Source organism: Photobacterium piscicola (genome assembly GCF_046058925.1).
GTDB classification, from domain to species: domain Bacteria; phylum Pseudomonadota; class Gammaproteobacteria; order Enterobacterales; family Vibrionaceae; genus Photobacterium; species Photobacterium piscicola.
The window spans coordinates 974,062-989,791 of record NZ_CP175535.1 but is presented as its reverse complement, the minus strand read 5'-3'; the positions used below and the strand labels follow the sequence as shown (position 1 = coordinate 989,791).

At 35.9% G+C, this 15,730-nt stretch carries 19 protein-coding genes; 12 read left to right on the top strand and 7 right to left on the bottom strand.

Annotated features, from left to right (window positions below):
• The first annotated feature begins 192 nt into the window (after positions 1-192).
• From ACJZU6_RS19070 to ACJZU6_RS19055, 4 genes are all read left to right on the top strand, one after another.
• On the top strand, positions 193-672 hold the full coding sequence (locus ACJZU6_RS19070) for a YbhB/YbcL family Raf kinase inhibitor-like protein (protein WP_408901109.1): 480 nt from the start codon (positions 193-195) through the stop codon (positions 670-672).
• A gap of 99 nt (positions 673-771) precedes the next feature.
• On the top strand, positions 772-1,545 hold the full coding sequence (locus tag ACJZU6_RS19065) for a helix-turn-helix transcriptional regulator (protein WP_408901108.1): 774 nt from the start codon (positions 772-774) through the stop codon (positions 1,543-1,545).
• 123 nt (positions 1,546-1,668) lie between these two features.
• Positions 1,669-2,556: a LysR family transcriptional regulator gene (locus ACJZU6_RS19060; RefSeq protein ID WP_080155948.1), complete on the top strand. Its 888-nt coding sequence runs from the start codon at positions 1,669-1,671 to the stop codon at positions 2,554-2,556.
• 126 nt (positions 2,557-2,682) lie between these two features.
• The gene (locus ACJZU6_RS19055) at positions 2,683-2,955 is read left to right on the top strand and encodes a hypothetical protein (RefSeq protein WP_080155947.1); all 273 of its coding nucleotides are present in this window, start codon (positions 2,683-2,685) and stop codon (positions 2,953-2,955) included.
• A gap of 65 nt (positions 2,956-3,020) precedes the next feature.
• Here the strand turns inward: ACJZU6_RS19055 and ACJZU6_RS19050 are convergent, their stop codons facing one another.
• On the bottom strand, positions 3,021-3,473 hold the full coding sequence (locus ACJZU6_RS19050; RefSeq protein ID WP_408901107.1) for a protease inhibitor I42 family protein: 453 nt from the start codon (positions 3,471-3,473) through the stop codon (positions 3,021-3,023).
• Between the two features lie 188 nt (positions 3,474-3,661).
• On the opposite strand from ACJZU6_RS19050, the gene ACJZU6_RS19045 reads away from it, so the two are divergent.
• From ACJZU6_RS19045 to ACJZU6_RS19030, 4 genes are all read left to right on the top strand, one after another.
• Positions 3,662-3,859, top strand: a complete 198-nt coding sequence (locus tag ACJZU6_RS19045) for a YwbE family protein (protein ID WP_080155945.1) — start codon at positions 3,662-3,664, stop codon at positions 3,857-3,859.
• Between the two features lie 114 nt (positions 3,860-3,973).
• A complete protein-coding gene (locus tag ACJZU6_RS19040) occupies positions 3,974-4,744 on the top strand; it encodes an endonuclease (protein ID WP_408901106.1) in 771 nt (256 codons plus the stop codon).
• A 121-nt stretch (positions 4,745-4,865) separates the two neighbouring features.
• Positions 4,866-5,012, top strand: a complete 147-nt coding sequence (locus tag ACJZU6_RS19035) for a hypothetical protein (protein WP_408901105.1) — start codon at positions 4,866-4,868, stop codon at positions 5,010-5,012.
• A gap of 185 nt (positions 5,013-5,197) precedes the next feature.
• Positions 5,198-5,368 (top strand): hypothetical protein, encoded by a 171-nt coding sequence (locus ACJZU6_RS19030; RefSeq protein ID WP_158258910.1) that lies wholly within the window; start codon positions 5,198-5,200, stop codon positions 5,366-5,368.
• A 226-nt stretch (positions 5,369-5,594) separates the two neighbouring features.
• Here the strand turns inward: ACJZU6_RS19030 and ACJZU6_RS19025 are convergent, their stop codons facing one another.
• Positions 5,595-6,701: an alkene reductase gene (locus tag ACJZU6_RS19025; protein ID WP_408901521.1), complete on the bottom strand. Its 1,107-nt coding sequence runs from the start codon at positions 6,699-6,701 to the stop codon at positions 5,595-5,597.
• A 135-nt stretch (positions 6,702-6,836) separates the two neighbouring features.
• Between ACJZU6_RS19025 and ACJZU6_RS19020 the strand changes: the two genes are divergently transcribed.
• Positions 6,837-7,757: a LysR family transcriptional regulator gene (locus tag ACJZU6_RS19020; RefSeq protein ID WP_408901104.1), complete on the top strand. Its 921-nt coding sequence runs from the start codon at positions 6,837-6,839 to the stop codon at positions 7,755-7,757.
• Positions 7,758-7,842: 85 nt separating this feature from the next.
• Here the strand turns inward: ACJZU6_RS19020 and ACJZU6_RS19015 are convergent, their stop codons facing one another.
• On the bottom strand, positions 7,843-8,463 hold the full coding sequence (locus ACJZU6_RS19015; RefSeq protein ID WP_408901103.1) for a hypothetical protein: 621 nt from the start codon (positions 8,461-8,463) through the stop codon (positions 7,843-7,845).
• A 158-nt stretch (positions 8,464-8,621) separates the two neighbouring features.
• On the bottom strand, positions 8,622-9,416 hold the full coding sequence (locus ACJZU6_RS19010) for an NERD domain-containing protein (protein WP_408901102.1): 795 nt from the start codon (positions 9,414-9,416) through the stop codon (positions 8,622-8,624).
• Between the two features lie 657 nt (positions 9,417-10,073).
• Here ACJZU6_RS19010 and ACJZU6_RS19005 point away from each other — a divergent pair.
• The 3 genes from ACJZU6_RS19005 to ACJZU6_RS18995 all read left to right on the top strand — a co-directional run bounded on the left by ACJZU6_RS19005 (position 10,074) and on the right by ACJZU6_RS18995 (position 13,179).
• Positions 10,074-10,334: a helix-turn-helix domain-containing protein gene (locus ACJZU6_RS19005; RefSeq protein ID WP_297480532.1), complete on the top strand. Its 261-nt coding sequence runs from the start codon at positions 10,074-10,076 to the stop codon at positions 10,332-10,334.
• Between the two features lie 2 nt (positions 10,335-10,336).
• Positions 10,337-11,638 (top strand): type II toxin-antitoxin system HipA family toxin, encoded by a 1,302-nt coding sequence (locus ACJZU6_RS19000; RefSeq protein ID WP_408901101.1) that lies wholly within the window; start codon positions 10,337-10,339, stop codon positions 11,636-11,638.
• Positions 11,639-12,357: 719 nt separating this feature from the next.
• On the top strand, positions 12,358-13,179 hold the full coding sequence (locus ACJZU6_RS18995; RefSeq protein WP_408901100.1) for an HNH endonuclease: 822 nt from the start codon (positions 12,358-12,360) through the stop codon (positions 13,177-13,179).
• Between the two features lie 45 nt (positions 13,180-13,224).
• Here the strand turns inward: ACJZU6_RS18995 and ACJZU6_RS18990 are convergent, their stop codons facing one another.
• The 3 genes from ACJZU6_RS18990 to ACJZU6_RS18980 all read right to left on the bottom strand — a co-directional run bounded on the left by ACJZU6_RS18990 (position 13,225) and on the right by ACJZU6_RS18980 (position 15,627).
• A complete protein-coding gene (locus ACJZU6_RS18990) occupies positions 13,225-13,965 on the bottom strand; it encodes a hypothetical protein (protein WP_408901099.1) in 741 nt (246 codons plus the stop codon).
• Positions 13,966-14,790, bottom strand: a complete 825-nt coding sequence (locus ACJZU6_RS18985; RefSeq protein WP_408901098.1) for a hypothetical protein — start codon at positions 14,788-14,790, stop codon at positions 13,966-13,968.
• 198 nt (positions 14,791-14,988) lie between these two features.
• Positions 14,989-15,627: a nuclease-related domain-containing protein gene (locus ACJZU6_RS18980; protein ID WP_408901097.1), complete on the bottom strand. Its 639-nt coding sequence runs from the start codon at positions 15,625-15,627 to the stop codon at positions 14,989-14,991.
• Between the last annotated feature and the right edge of the window lie 103 nt (positions 15,628-15,730).

Sequence of the window (15,730 nt, the reverse complement as noted above, 5' to 3'; positions counted from 1 at the left end):
TTTATGGTCTTGATTGGTAGGGTTTATTAATCGTCGATGGCTCTTCCTCAATTATTTATAGATACAAAGAGCAATAAAAACAAAAAGAGTCACAAACAAGCTTAATTAGGTGTAAATTGACACTTAAAGGTGAAAAACATTCAATCAAAACTCGTATAGTAGTGCCATCGACAATAAATAGAGCATATAATCATGTCAACATTTACACTAACAAGTAACAGCATCGCTGAAGGCCAACATCATGAAAAGCGTTTTTCATTTAATAGCTTTGGTAATGATGGCGATAATATTTCACCGCAACTTGCTTGGGAAAATGCACCCCAAGGTACAAAAAGTTTTGCAGTAACATGTTTTGACCCAGATGCACCAACTGATTGTGGTTTCTGGCATTGGCAAGTAATTAACATTCCAGCATCAACACAGGAATTAGCTGAAGGGGTATCTTCACATCTTGCCGCTGGTTTAGAAATGCGTAATGACTATGGTTTTAATGGCTACGGCGGCGCATGTCCTCCTGAAGGTCATGGTGTTCATCGTTACGTCTTTACAGTATGGGCATTACCATGTGAGAAGCTAGAAGTACCTGATGATGCTTCATGTGCATTAGTCAGTTTCATGCTTAATGGTACAGCACTCGCTAAATCAACCATTACAGCGCATTACCAACGCTAATAATGTTGATTAAAAAGAAAAGCCTCAGTAATAGTAAAATGTTATGGGGCTTTCTTGATTGATAGCATTAATAACAGCAGATCGATAAAGGGGAATAGTTTGGCTTCAGTTGTTCAGTGCATCTATTATACAGGGCAAAAATCACAATCATTACGTAATGTACCCTTCATTTATCCATCGGTAGTTTGGGTGCAAACCGGTGTCAAAAAGCTGCAATGGCAAAATGATTGGATAAGCATAGATCGTAATAATTGGTTGCTAACGGCCGGTCATTCACAATATACATTTATTAATGAGCCCTCAAAAAACACTTTTTCATCATTACAATTGTGCTTTTTAACGCGACCTAGTACAGCTCTTATTCAACGTTCTCGCCAACATTCTCATCATAATACTGCGCCCAATTACTTGTTTGATGAAGAAGGTGAGTATCTGTTTATGAACTTGGTTAACATGCCAAAGACATTACCGTGTAACGTTCAGCAGTGTTTGGTTAATGCTTTCTTTGAATACTTAGCCAATATCGGCAAGCTTCATCAACTGTTTAGTTATCAAGATTTATCATGGCGCGACAAATTGGTAGAGTTATTTAGACAGCAACCAAGCGAGCATCATAGTATTGAATCAGCCTGTCAGCATTTAGGATTAAGTAAGTCGACATTAATTCGACGTTTACGTGAAGAATCCACCCAGTTTCGAGAAGTTTTAGCTGAATTAAGAATGGGCTACGCATTAACTTTATTACAACAGCAACATTATACGCAGCTTGATTTAGCACAACTTTGTGGTTATCAATCAGAAACTCGTTTCGCACAGCGGTTTAAAAAGCAATTTGGTTTATCTCTAAAAGAATATCAACAAACAATGACTTAAATTTAAATAGACAGTTGTAATAAACGATAAAAATGAGTGACTGCATAAGATAATTGATAAGAATACAGTTATCATTTATTCTTTTTATCATAATTTATTGTAATGATCTTATGCGAGCGCCAGATGATAAATCCGCAATGGTTAACAACCTTTAAAACACTAGTCGAAACCGGACATTTTACTCAAACCGCTGATCTTTTACATATGACACAACCAGGTGTTAGCCAACACATCAAAAAATTAGAACACGCTTGTGGTTATGAACTTATAACACGCTATAACAAACAATTTGAAATCACCGAACAAGGATTGCGAGTTTATCAATTTGCCGAGCAGCAAACACACCAATATCAAACGTTAATGAATGACTTACAAACAGACAGTCCTTATGAAGGCACCTGCAAGCTTGCTTGTTCAGGCTCATTTGCATTATCGTTATATCCCCAGTTATTACACTTACAGCAGCAACATTCTAAATTGCATTTTCATCTAGAAGCCGCCCCTAATCATAAAATCTTAGATAACATTGAAAGTAATACGATAGATATGGGCATTGTTACTCAACAACCAGTAAACGATCTCTTTAAAACCACCTTAATCGGACAAGAAGCCTTATGTTTAGTCTTACCGCTACATTACAAAGATCATAATCTTACAGATGAAACCCTAACAACCTGCGGCCTTATTGATCATCCTGATGCACAATATTATTTATCTAAATACTTTCTACATTGTGGTCATAAACATTTAGCCGCAGTTAAAATCGAACAATTACCAATCACGAGCTACATCAATCAACTAAATCAGATTCTAGTTGCTGTTGCGGAAGGTATTGGCTTTACCGTATTACCACAAAGTGCCATTGACCATTTTACGAATAAGCATAAATTGTATGTTGTATCCCCCCCAAAGTTAGTCACTGAACAACTTTTCATTATTCAAAAACAGCACCGCCAATTACCTATTCGTTATCAAACCGTGACCTCATTATTAACATCATTATGTCAATAAATAATTAAATTGGTGATTAAACAAGCAATAACGGGTATGTTTAATTACATAATTTGATCTTCTCTATAAAATAAATATTAAATGGAAGATAAATAATTACCCGTATTTTACAAAAAGGGATCGCCCATGAAAAAATCAACGAAATCTGCATTGGTGGTACTTGGCGGAATCGTAATCTGTAGCCTAGTGTTTACAATGATCAAAAGTGAGCAGACCAAAAATAACGGCACGACAGCGCAACAGACAACACCTGCAACGCTAATAAAAAACAAACCGTATAAATGCAGTGATTTTGATCCTAAAACTGGAGGATTAAAAGGTTGGACAGCGGATATGGGAATAGGGCCTGTAATACCCGAACAGTTACTTCCAAAAGATTGTCCCGCGCTTAAACAGTAGTCTTATATACCAAAGCCCTCAATCAAAAGGGCTTTGTTTTTACATTAGCATAAATAACACGTCTATTACTGATGGACAGCAATCGTAATAGTTTTAGTTTCCCAATCTTCTTTTTCCCAAGAGCGACCATAATTTAATTTTAATTCACCGACTCCCTTTGTTACCGCTTTAAAAGTGTAAGTTCTTAAACCACTACAACCAGTCATGCCTTTCTGACACTGCTCTGAGTTGTGATAATCAATACTCAATAGCATCAATGCATTTGGCATAGAACGTAATGCCCATGAAAAACCCGTAGAAGGACTTGCTGGTAGGCTTAACTGAAAAGTTTGATTAAGCTTAATTTTTACCGCTTGTTTATTATCGGTTGGCAAGCAAGTATGTTGTGGTGTTTTACTATAGTCGCCCGTTACAATGCTTGTAAAACCCGCATCACAGGTTGGTTGTGATGTTTGTTCTGCCGCAACCACATTGAAACTCATCAATCCTAAAGCTGCGACTAATCCAATATGTTTCATATCCTTTGACCTTTATTTATCTGGCTTATTTATCTTTTAATACTAGCAATAAACCCTTACTCAAGGCTGTATCAATAAGCTACTTCCGTTAATTGTGTATATTAAATAATCATCTTTTAATATTAAGTTGCGTTTTACTGTAAAAACTCAATAATACAATTTCAAAAATTAAAAACAAAAGAGTCAATATGTCAGGCACTAACCGTTCAAATATCCACGTTGGATTAGATGTACAAATTGTATTAAAGCAAGATCAACGTAGTGGAAAACTAACATCAGGTACGGTAGAGAAAATTCTCACTAATTCTCCCACACACCCACATGGCATTAAAGTACGCCTAACCTCAGGCGATGTAGGGCGTGTAAAAGTGATCGTTTCCGAATAAGCCCCATTTAACTATTACTAATTTTCAAATAACTAGGCCAAAACTATAACGCTTTGGTATTTCACTGCGTCAGTCTATTGACGAATTAAACGCGCCTAATAAAAAGAGAACACCGTGAATCGAACTAATATTATTCTACTCAGTGTGGCACTATTGCCGACGCTTGCATTTGCACAATCGCCACAAGGTAACACAACTAACCAATCATTCAGCAAAGCAAAAAAAATCATGCAACAGCAGATTTATACTAACCCTGTTGATATGAAAACTATTTACTGTGGTGCTGATTTTAATAATAAAAAATACGTTACCTTACCATCTGGCTTCACGACAGACGTGTATAAAAAGCGCGTTAAACGTTGGGAGGCAGAGCATGTAGTGCCTGCGGAGAACTTTGGTCGCTCATTTTCAGAATGGCGTGAAGGCGCAAAAGTGTGTGTTGATAGCAAAGGTAAATCATTTAAAGGCCGTAAGTGTGCTGAAAAAGCAAATGCTGAATACCGCTTAATGCAATCAGACCTTTATAACCTATATCCAGCGGTGGGTGCGGTTAACGCAGCTCGTCAAAACTACAACTATGTCATGTTGCCAAAAACAGTCAGCAAAGACTACCGTTCATTTGGTAGCTGCGACATGATCATTGATAAAAAAGACCATGATGCACAGCCACCAGAACGCGCTCGTGGTGTTATCGCACGGACTTACATGTATTTTGAAGCGGTATACCCAAGCTACAAAATGAGCCGTCAACAACGTCAGCTTATGAGTGCATGGGACAAGCAATACCCAGTATCAAAATGGGAATGCCAACGCGCCGCTAAAATCCAAAAGATTCAAGGTAATGTTGATCCTATCTTAGCTTCACGCTGCAAAAATATCGGTTAATATTACTGTTACAAACCGTATCTAAATCCACATTTAACGATGTGGATTTTTTTATATTTGATTTATGACAACTCAACAATAGCAATTACAATGGAGCAATAAATTCATCGTAATAACAGGGGTGATAGAAATTGTACAACTCAAACTGGGCACACAAGTAGATACCCACGTTTTCCATGATTTATTAACGACAGGCAGCACTCGTAATGCCAATGTTATGATCTTGGTGGAATTATCGACCACTGATAGCATTGATAACAAGCGTTAGTTATCAAAAACAAACTAAACTATATTAATATTTCATTATTTGTAGTCTTATATGCTACGCTATAAATGTAACGAGCTAGAAATACAATAGCATTGAGCATTTACTTAGTTAAACTATTGTATTGATATATAATTTAACCGTAGTAATACAACAAATAACATCATTTATCGGAGTACCATTTATTAATGAGCAGCAATCGTAGAACCCAGAATCAATTAGCTACACTTACAAAAAAGCTTTCTAAGTTACAAGCCATGTCTAAATCTACTAGAGATGGTGCAAGTAAAGCACGTTACACTGCCGAAATTGAAAAAATTGAAATAGAGCTTAGTAAGCTTAAAGAAACTGAAGAATAGAATCTTTCTATTCATGACGTTTGGCCTACTACTATTTCGACAATAGTAGTAGGTTAGTCAACCATTCCATTACCACTATTGTTTCTCTCGCATACACTCACACTAAGCATTTTTCTACATATTCACATCGCCTTAACCACTTATCTAATTTAACTTATTTATCCGTTGTAGCGGATATATTGTTTTTATCCCCTATAGCGGATAATTCATGGATAATATCTAAGAGTTAATTGTTGGTTTGATTAAACAATACAGGATAATCAGTATAACCGTGTTCATTCCCACCAAATAGCGTAGTGCCATCCAATTCGGCTAACGATTGTTGGTGTTGTAACCGCGAAACAAAATCAGGATTAGCAATAAATGGACGCCCGAACGCAACCAAATCAGCGTAGCCTTTATTAAGCACTTCATCAGCCCGCGCTTGAGTATAACTGCCCGCGACAATGATCGTATTAGTGAAATACTCACGCAACTCAATTCTAAACTGCTCAGGGATCACTGGCGCATCATCCCAATCCGCTTCCGACAAATGCAAATAGCCAATATCACGGGCTTGAAGCTGTTTTGTCGCCTCTAAAATGGTCGGCACAATATCAGGGCAATTCATGTCTTTAAAGGTAATGAAGGGCGCCAGTCGAACACCCACTTTATGCGCACCAATCACATGACTTACCGCATCAACGACTTCTAATAAGAAACGAATACGGTTCTCTCTAGTGACACCGTAACTATCTGTACGATGATTAGAATTAGTACGTAAGAACTGATCGATAAGATAACCGTTACCACCGTGAATTTCGACACCATCAAAGCCAGCATCAATCGCACGTTTCGCAGCATGAGCAAAATCAGCTACCACTCGTTCAATATCTACTTGGGTCATAGCTCTTGGTTCAACACAATCGACCATGTTGCCATTACCTTGTTCATCAGCGATCCACACTTTGGTTTCTACTGGTTTAAGTGCTGATGGCGCAATAGGTTTATCACCATTTTGAAAGGTAGGATGAGACACACGGCCCACATGCCATAACTGACAAAACATTGCCGCACCTTGCGCTTTTGCCGCTTGAGTCACTGTTTTCCAGCCAGCGACTTGCTCATTAGTATAAACACCCGGAGTGAACGAATAGCCTTGTGAATCATCTGAGATCTGGGTTGCTTCCGAGATAATTAATCCCGCACTGGCACGTTGTTGGTAATAGTTCGCCATTATCGCGTTTGGAATATTACCCGGTTGGCTACTACGCGCTCGTGTCATCGGTGCCATCACAATACGGTTTTGTAAATTCAGTGACTTAAGCTGTGTTGATTCAAAAAGCTTGCTCATCATCGACATCTTCATTTCCTTTCTGTCTAATCTTGTTTGGATGATGTCAGTATATTGATTTGATAGAATTTGATAATTGGGTAAAATTTAAAATGATTATTCGGATGAGCTGAACAATAAACACAAGGTAAGGGCATGGATAAATTTTCTGATATGACGTTATTTATCAGCATCGTCAAAAACCAAGGCTTAGCGGCAGCAGGAAGAGAGCTAGGATTATCACCAGCAACCGTCACTGCAAGGCTACAAGCATTAGAAGATCGCTATGGGGTTAAGTTGCTCAATCGCAGTACAAGGCATCTCTCTTTAACAGAATCTGGCGCAATGTATCATCAGGCCAGCTTAGAGATTATCGACAGCGTTAAAGAGACAGAAAACTTACTCCAAACCGGTAGCCAAGAAGTGCGCGGAACGATAAAGATCGCTGCGCCCCGAGACATAGGCAAGCAATACATATCACCAATAATTTCAGCGTTTTGCGAATTGTATCCAGACGTTGTGCCATACTTATATTTAGACGATAAACTCACCAACTTAGCGGAATCAGGCATAGATATTGTTATCCGTTATGGCGAACTGGCAGACAGCAACCTAATCTCGCGCAAACTGGTATCCAGCAGACGCGTATTGTGTGCAACACCTCAATATTTAGCCAATAAAGGCACACCGATCACACCGCAAGATCTCGCTGATCATCATTGTTTAGCCATGATACGCAGTAATGAAGAACTGAAAACATGGCATTTTAGCGACGACACCCAACACAACGTTATAACCGTATTACCCAAACGATTCTCAGATGATGGCGAAGTGATTCGTCAATGGGCATTAGATAGCGCAGGTATAGCGTTAAAGTCAATTTTAGATATTGAGCAAGACATTAAACAACAGCGACTGGTCACCGTGCTTGATGGATATATGAAGAACTTTAATGCATCGACATCATCTGCCAGTGCAGACTTAAATGTGATTTACCAAAGCCGCCAATACCAACCCAAACGGCTGCGATTGTTTATTGATTTCTTGATAGCACGATTTGCGGAAAGGTTAGGGTAGTTATTAAGGCAAGCAGAGTAATGAATGAGAATTTACAGTAGAAAAAAGTAAGAAGGTCGACTGATAATATCGACCTTATCAAACATTATTTAGTTAAATTTTGGTAATCATTTAGAGCATCATTGATAAAACGTATAGAGAAAAAAGGTCTAGATTCTTTAAGCATAATTAAACCTAAAAAAATCGATATTACACTCAACATTGTTGTTGAGATTGGAACCCCAAAAGATAACGAAAAAATTAATACAGTTATGCCCATAAGTAATATTATACACCCCAAAACAAGGTTATATAAAAGAGAGAAGTTCTCAAAACGAGATAGTTTTATTCTATATGATTCATTATCTATATCTTGTAAAGAAGGGGACGATTTAGACATTATTACCAAATGTTCAAATGAAACACTTTTCTCTATTCTACTATTTAATATAAATAGAGCATTTAACATTGGAACACTCAGTTTTACACCGTGAATTAATCTGAAATGCTCAACATTTAGCTCAGATTTTAAATGTGCTTTCATTTTTGATGAAACTTCATCATCAGACAGAGCAGCCTTAATCGTCAATATTCTGTGTTTTTTAAAATCCGAGTATGATTCAAATATTCTTTTACTATTCATTAAGATAGTTATAAATATTAATATCGAAATAGTGCCATATTGATGTTTTTCGAACAACTCAACCCATTCAACAACTGACAGCATGGTAATGAAAGCCTTAATACATTTATGAATAAAATCATTATAAATACAACACTATGCATAACAAAGCTTAATGTAATTCTTTCTCGATAAGTAATGCCTATTCTTAACGAGATGACAAAATTTCTAACTAGACAGTACGTTATTACATCTTTACGAATCTAAAATATTAACCTATCCCGCGAGTTAGATTGTTCAACCGCTCGACACTTAGGAAACGTAGAACAGCCCCAAAACTGTTTACCTTTATTCTCACCACGCTTTGTTTCACGCATTAACATTGCAGAACCACAACGAGGGCATAGTTTTATAGACTCTTTATCAGTAACTATCTTTCGCACATGCTGACGATGCTTTAAATTGGTCGTTATTCCACGTTTTAACTTAATCTGATTCAAAGATTCTATTAACCGCAAATATTCATCATCAGAAAATACTACCTCATCAAACTGTTTAATATAGCGTATACAGCCACGAGCATAAGTCACGTTAGGTGGCATCTCAGTTTTAAAAGTGCTATCACCAATAAAAACAATCACGGAATGCAATTGTTCACCGCTACAACCTAGCAGTGACTCAAGAGTTTTAACGTGTTTATAATTTTGATGGAGCGGATTTTGAAACTTAGAGGAATGTCGATAAATTTTTTGTGTCCATTGTTTTTGCCGAGCAGAACCAAAAATCCAACCTTTCATATTTTTTGTTTCAACGACAAAAATACCAAACTTAGACATAACAACATGGTCAATTTGAGTCGTACCATCATCGGTCTGTAAGGTAACATCTTTGATGAGTGTATAATCCGATTTTGGAAGCTTGAGTAAAAGGCGGTTTACAATAAACTCACCAAAAATACCTTTAAACCAACAGCTTTTGAAGATATTAACCAAGATAACTAATGGTATTAGATACCAAACCTGTTCAAGTACCTCAAATAATAGCTTCGATATATCCACTTTGATTTCCTATTCACGAGCAATTTAATGGTTGGCTAAAAGCCTAATTGTATTATGCTAAAAATTAAGCATAAAAAAGCTTTTTCGCGAGCTATCTCTATAAATGAATATATTTGATAGTTATCGAGCAGTTAACTGTTGCTACAACAAACAACCTATGCCGCGCATTTATATAGCGCCAGAGTGACACTGTAACTAATTAGCCATCAGCATCGGGGAAATATCAATACACGCAAAATATACAATAATGAGCTCAACAAGTTGCAACTAACGTACTCAGGGCTGCCGACTTACTATTGGTTTAAAGACACCGAGAAGAACAATTTTAGCGGCAATGCATGGTCATTAATTTTAAAAGACATGCCGCCCACAATGTTTGATGGTTTAGAGAAGTCTAAATAACTAGAACCAATCTAATACCGTCTATTTGGGCGGTATTTTTGTATTTGGTGAAAGCAGGGTTAAAGAGTAGGGAAGTTAGTCAGTTACGTAAAACAAGAACATTATATCTAAGGCAATACAGTCAATAGATAGGTGTTTAATAAAAATGTATGCTTGCCGAGTTTTATCCCTTACAGAGGATAACTTGCAAATACCCCCTGCAAGGGATAATATTTAAATATCCCTTACAGAGGATAATTTAAATGTGGTGATAAAATGCAAATAACATCGGCAAAAATGCTAGCAAATGCAGTAAGAGACCAACGCAAAGCACAAAAAATAACGCAAAGTGATACCGCTAAATTAGTTGGCATAAAACAAACGACCGTATCAGCATTTGAGAATATGCCAGAAGGCACTAAGGTTGAGACGCTATTTAAATTATTGGCGGCATTAGATCTCGAATTGCATGTTCAGCCTCGTAATAGTAATACAGAAACACAGAACAGCAATCAACAATGGAATGAGGAATGGTAACTATGGAAAAGTTATCCGTGGCAATGAATGGGATTTTAGTTGGCACATTATCAAAAGCATCATCAGGTGCCATATCCTTTCAGTACCATTCAACATGGCTTGCTCGTGCAGGATCGCGTGCGATTTCACTTTCGATGCCATTACGTCAGGATCCTTATCATGGCGACATTCCCTATAACTTTTTTGATAATTTATTGCCTGATAACGAAGAAATCCGCAATCGCATTCAATCTCGTTTTAAAGCTACTACCAAGCGTCCCTTTGATCTCCTTAGTAAAATTGGAGGAGATTGTGTTGGTGCAATTCAGCTATATTCACCCGATGTAATTTTAGAAGATGTACGACAAGTACACGCAGAGCCATTAACTGATACCCGTATGGCACAAGTATTAAGAGGTTATCAAAGTGATGCACCATTAGGTATGTTAGAGGATACGGATGATTTTCGAATCTCCATCGCAGGTGCGCAAGAGAAGACAGGCTTATTGTGGTATAAAAATCAATGGCATTTACCACAAGGATCGACACCAACAAGCCATATACTTAAACTACCAATAGGGATCTTGCCACATAAAAATATCGATTTAAGCGATAGCTGTGAAAACGAATGGCTATGTTTAAAAATTGCAGCCGCTTATGGTTTTAGTGTTAATGAAGCTAACGTTGTTTATGTAGAGAACATTAAAGCACTAGCACTCAAACGTTTTGATCGCCGCTGGTCGCAAGATGGCAGTTGGCTAATGCGATTGCCACAAGAAGACATGTGCCAAGCATTGGGTGTTGCGCCAGCATTAAAGTATGAATCTGATGGTGGTCCAGGTATCTCTAACATCATGCAGTTTTTGCTAGGTTCTCGAACGTCAAGCCATGATCGCGAGGTGTTTTTTAAAGCCCAAGTTCTGTTTTGGCTCTTAGCTGCCATTGATGGACACGGAAAAAACTTCAGCTTATTTCTAGAACCTGAAAGCCGTTACAGCATGACGCCATTATATGACATTATTTCTGCTTATCCTTTAATGGATTCAAAAAGCATTCCGAAACAAAAAGCAAAAATGGCGATGGCACTCATTGGCACTAAGAAGTATTACAAATGGCAAACTATTCAACCACGGCATTTTTTAAGCACAGCTAAAGCTATTGGGTTTTCAGAGCAACGCGCCAGTGAATTAATGATAGAAATGAAAAGCCAAACACCAGCCGTCATCAACACTATTCGTGAGCAATTACCGAAAGACTTTCCTGATTATATTAGCGAATCGATATTTAATGGAGTGTTAAAGCAAGCCGAACGTTTGCCTGAATAATGAAACTCGTAGTACCAATCATGAATTGATCAGCTAGACATTTTAGTTTTGCAGAAAAGAGACACTTTACCTTGGGAGTTACACCTTAAGTGCGTATTATACTTGCCTTATGTTAAAGTTATTCCTTTATATCTTATTGATTTAATTGAATCACACCAAAATAAAAAGCAAAAAAAAGCATCCATAAAAACTTACCAAAACAAACGGAATGTAATGTTATGAGAACCAACCTTACTCAGAACTATATTTTCCGTAAATTCGTCTGTGGATTATCCAAAAAAGACACCGCTGCACTTTGTTTCAAAAGTGTGACAACCGTCACGCGATGGGATAAGGGAAATCCGATTCCGCCAGAGTGCAAAAGGTTAATGCGCATATACAGAGGCATGGAATTAGCAACCATTAATCCTAAGTGGAAAGGATGGCGGATTGATCACGGGGAGCTGACTAACGAGGCAGGCATCTCGCTCAAGCCAGAACAGATATTAATGGGTCATGCATTAATGGAGATTAACTCAGAGAACGAGAGGGTACTTAAAACAAAGATAATTCAAACAGCGAGAATGCTAAAGAACTTGCCTTGAGATGTCATCATTATTTATAACTTATATTTGAACATAATTTAATTAGATTAATGCTCTAGGTCAATCAATTAACTGGATCGATAGAGTGCTATATTGTTATATTATAAATCCTTTTTATTCATTTATTTATAAACTATGAGCACAACAATTAAACGTCAATATAAAGAAAAAGATGTTAAACAGCTTATTGCTTCCGCAGGAGGCCGATGTAGTTATCGACATGAGGGAGAAATATGCAAGCGGTTACTAATTAATAATAACTCAGTTATTGGTGAAAAAGCACATATTGTAGCTATTGGCAGAAAAGGAGCTAGATTTGATTCTAATTATCCAGAAGAGCAAATAAATTCTTACGAAAACCTGATATGGATGTGTCCCACTCATCACACAATGATCGACAAACTTGATGATGAACATATTTATACTACTGATGTTTTACTTGCTATGAAAAAAGCTCATGAAAAAGACATAGAGGTAGAAAACTATAGCAATGGTACAACTTTATATGACACAGTACTCCATGACTATTCTTCTCTAAGCACTTTATTTTATTATGTGAATATAAATAAGCTATATTCTAGTTCTATAGATTTACCCAATACATTTGATCACGATTTTGGGGAATTACATGAGATGCTAGATCTTTATAATTCTGATTTAGGAGAGTTTCATTTAAAAGATAAATATCTAAACAAATTATTTTTTAAAATGCTAAATACAGATCGTTTACTATCAGATAAAGTCAATGAAACGTTTAAAATTGAATATATTTTAAATAAAATGAAGCCAATAGAAAAATATTCTTGTTCTTTGATTGAAGGGAAATCCTTACAAGATATTCAACTTGTAGAAGATTATCAGTGTGATTACCAAGAAGCCGTAGACAATTTTTTAAACGCTATTCGGAATCGATACCCAGAGCTATTATATGCTCCGACATATGAACCAATAATATAGTTTAATAAATTATATTAGCCGACTAAATCTAGTCGGCTAAATTTATTAATATGGGTCTAGATTTAAACCTAGTTCTGTAAGAAGTGAAATAAATTCATTATTATTTCGTAATGATCTAGCTGGAGGAAGCTCCATAAATTGCATGCTAATCAAAACAAGCCTTAATTGAGAGAACTCCGTAAATGTTATCAATGTCTCTAATTGAGATTTTCGATCGTCATAAGTAAAACCGTTTTCTTCAGACAATTTCGTTGAAATCATTTTAGTCATATTATTGAAAATTCTCATTGTATTATATATTTTTTCTGATTCATCAACAATTAATAAGAATTCTTTAATTTCAGCATCATCAGAACCATTATCTCTAGCCTCTTCAATACAATTTTCTATCGCTACAACAGCTTCAACCCCTATATACTCATTAATAGTACCGTCATCATCATAGAGTTGAAATTTAAATTTTTCAAAAGCTGAACGTTGAGCTTCCAATAAATTAAAAAAATGTGATTCAAAATGTCTGAATTTTTCATTTTTCCTATTTACTTTTGTTTCTTTATGTAATTCTTTATTGGCTATATTCTGCAACTTTAGAGAATGTAGTAGAAATATAAATGACAAAAAGCTGAATGTTGTACCTAGAGTACCGCCAATATAATCACTAAAATCAACCCAATCTGATGGTTTAGATGATAAGGGATAATTTAATTTAATGTGGAAATGATAATAAAAAATAAAAATCACAACTAATGATATTACAATAGCCATACCTTTATATATGTTATACACCTATTCAACACCTTGAACTAGATACTTCACAATAGCACCATTACCATTGCGTAAAGTTGTACATGATAAAGTTAACGTATCCCAATTATCATTAGGAGTACCATTACATTTATCTAAATTATTAGTAAACATTTTTTTTGCATGATGTTTAATTTCTTTATATTTATTTGTAAAACCAAATGCAACAGTTCCATCAGCACCTTTAATATAAAGTCGACCATTACCTGTATTAATATTAAAACGAGTAATACTTGCGTCAATTACAACTTTAGTTAAATCCGTATTAGGAACTAATGATAAATAAGATTTTTGATCAATATTAGCCAATGTCACCTGTGTAGCTTTATTCTTTTTATAACGCAACTTTACTTTTTTACCAAAATTTTTAGAGTAACTATGCAACTTATGAAGTGATGACTTTTGTAATTGTGATACAAGCTGTTCTGGTATATCTTCACCTAAGTTAATAAGAATCTTTTCAGCTTTAGGTGATAGAACATTAGTTTCTAAATATAGAGCTTCATTTATGAAGTAAGATGTTAACTCCGCGAAAACTTCATGACCAATATCATTAATTTTTTGCTTAATTTCAATATCTTCACTTCCAATACAAAAATTCAAGCCATACGAACCTTGAAAAGTTCCCAGCATCGTTTGACTGATTCGACTTTTTTCTTTTTTTAATTTTCTAGCTACTCGGCCAAGTAAAAGAGCATGAGCAATATGACTGGTAGCATCACTAGCACCAACTAATGTTTCTAATCCAGCACTCATTTCTGCGGTGTAATCATCAGACTCTATAACGATATCAAAATTAATAGACATTATAACCTTATTTTATATATGCTTAAGTTTGAGCATTATATGCATATAGTTAAACAATGCCACATAATTAGCATGTTAGTCGTTTTTTTTGGTCATTTATGCTTATTAAATACATAAAATCATATTATGACCTAAATCCTTAAACATTTAGTCATAACTAATTAATCTAACTAAATACTACCATAGCATTAAAAATGCCTATCTCTTAGACAGATTCTGTAAATGTAATTTATCTGTCTGCTCATTATCAGACATACGTAAGTACTCCAAACGGCCATAACAGAACTGAATACGATTAAGTGTGAATACATGGTTTTCGTGTTGATTCATCCAATCTTTAATACCATCCAATAACACCACATCTTTTGGACGTGACGTTTTAAATTCACCGTCACCGGTAAATACCACTAACGATTTAATTTGATCTGTTGGCACAAAATCGAATAGGGCTTGGATAGCTTTTATATGTCTGTAATTTTGGTGGATAGGGTTCTGAAACTGAGAGCGCTTTTTAAATAGCACCTGCATCCATTGCTTTTGTTTAGAGTCCCCATAAATCCAACCGCTATAGTGCTTGGTTTCGATAACAAACACGCCTTTAGTGCAAATCAAAACATGATCAATTTGAGTTGTACTACCATCAATAGATAAAGTAACATTATTTACAACAATACCTGCTGTTTGCTCATGGAATAGATAGTCATTCAATTTCTTTGAAACCAAGGCCTCACCAATATTAAGGTTCTTTTGTTCATGATGTTGTTTCTTTTTATATCCATAAGAAACACCAAAAATGAAACTAACAAGTAGCCCAAAGATGTACCAAAAATCTAACATAATCAGCCTCATAACTAATGGCGAGAATCTACCACTAGCTAAAAACATTTACTAGCAAATAAATGCAACATGGTTCATTAATTTTAGATTTTGTGATCAAATG

Excerpts from the sequence above, each read along its gene's own strand:
- ACJZU6_RS19020 (WP_408901104.1), top strand. The coding sequence starts at position 6,837 with ATGGATAAATTTTCTGATATGACGTTATTTATCAGCATCGTCAAAAAC.
- ACJZU6_RS19055 (WP_080155947.1), top strand. The coding sequence starts at position 2,683 with ATGAAAAAATCAACGAAATCTGCATTGGTGGTACTTGGCGGAATCGTA.
- ACJZU6_RS19070 (WP_408901109.1), top strand. The coding sequence starts at position 193 with ATGTCAACATTTACACTAACAAGTAACAGCATCGCTGAAGGCCAACAT.
- ACJZU6_RS19030 (WP_158258910.1), top strand. The coding sequence starts at position 5,198 with ATGAGCAGCAATCGTAGAACCCAGAATCAATTAGCTACACTTACAAAA.
- ACJZU6_RS19000 (WP_408901101.1), top strand. The coding sequence starts at position 10,337 with ATGGAAAAGTTATCCGTGGCAATGAATGGGATTTTAGTTGGCACATTA.
- ACJZU6_RS19015 (WP_408901103.1), bottom strand. The coding sequence starts at position 8,463 with ATGCTGTCAGTTGTTGAATGGGTTGAGTTGTTCGAAAAACATCAATAT.
- ACJZU6_RS19050 (WP_408901107.1), bottom strand. The coding sequence starts at position 3,473 with ATGAAACATATTGGATTAGTCGCAGCTTTAGGATTGATGAGTTTCAAT.
- ACJZU6_RS19025 (WP_408901521.1), bottom strand. The coding sequence starts at position 6,701 with ATGAGCAAGCTTTTTGAATCAACACAGCTTAAGTCACTGAATTTACAA.
- ACJZU6_RS19060 (WP_080155948.1), top strand. The coding sequence starts at position 1,669 with ATGATAAATCCGCAATGGTTAACAACCTTTAAAACACTAGTCGAAACC.
- ACJZU6_RS18995 (WP_408901100.1), top strand. The coding sequence starts at position 12,358 with ATGAGCACAACAATTAAACGTCAATATAAAGAAAAAGATGTTAAACAG.
- ACJZU6_RS18980 (WP_408901097.1), bottom strand. The coding sequence starts at position 15,627 with ATGTTAGATTTTTGGTACATCTTTGGGCTACTTGTTAGTTTCATTTTT.
- ACJZU6_RS19005 (WP_297480532.1), top strand. The coding sequence starts at position 10,074 with ATGCAAATAACATCGGCAAAAATGCTAGCAAATGCAGTAAGAGACCAA.
- ACJZU6_RS19045 (WP_080155945.1), top strand. The coding sequence starts at position 3,662 with ATGTCAGGCACTAACCGTTCAAATATCCACGTTGGATTAGATGTACAA.
- ACJZU6_RS18985 (WP_408901098.1), bottom strand. The coding sequence starts at position 14,790 with ATGTCTATTAATTTTGATATCGTTATAGAGTCTGATGATTACACCGCA.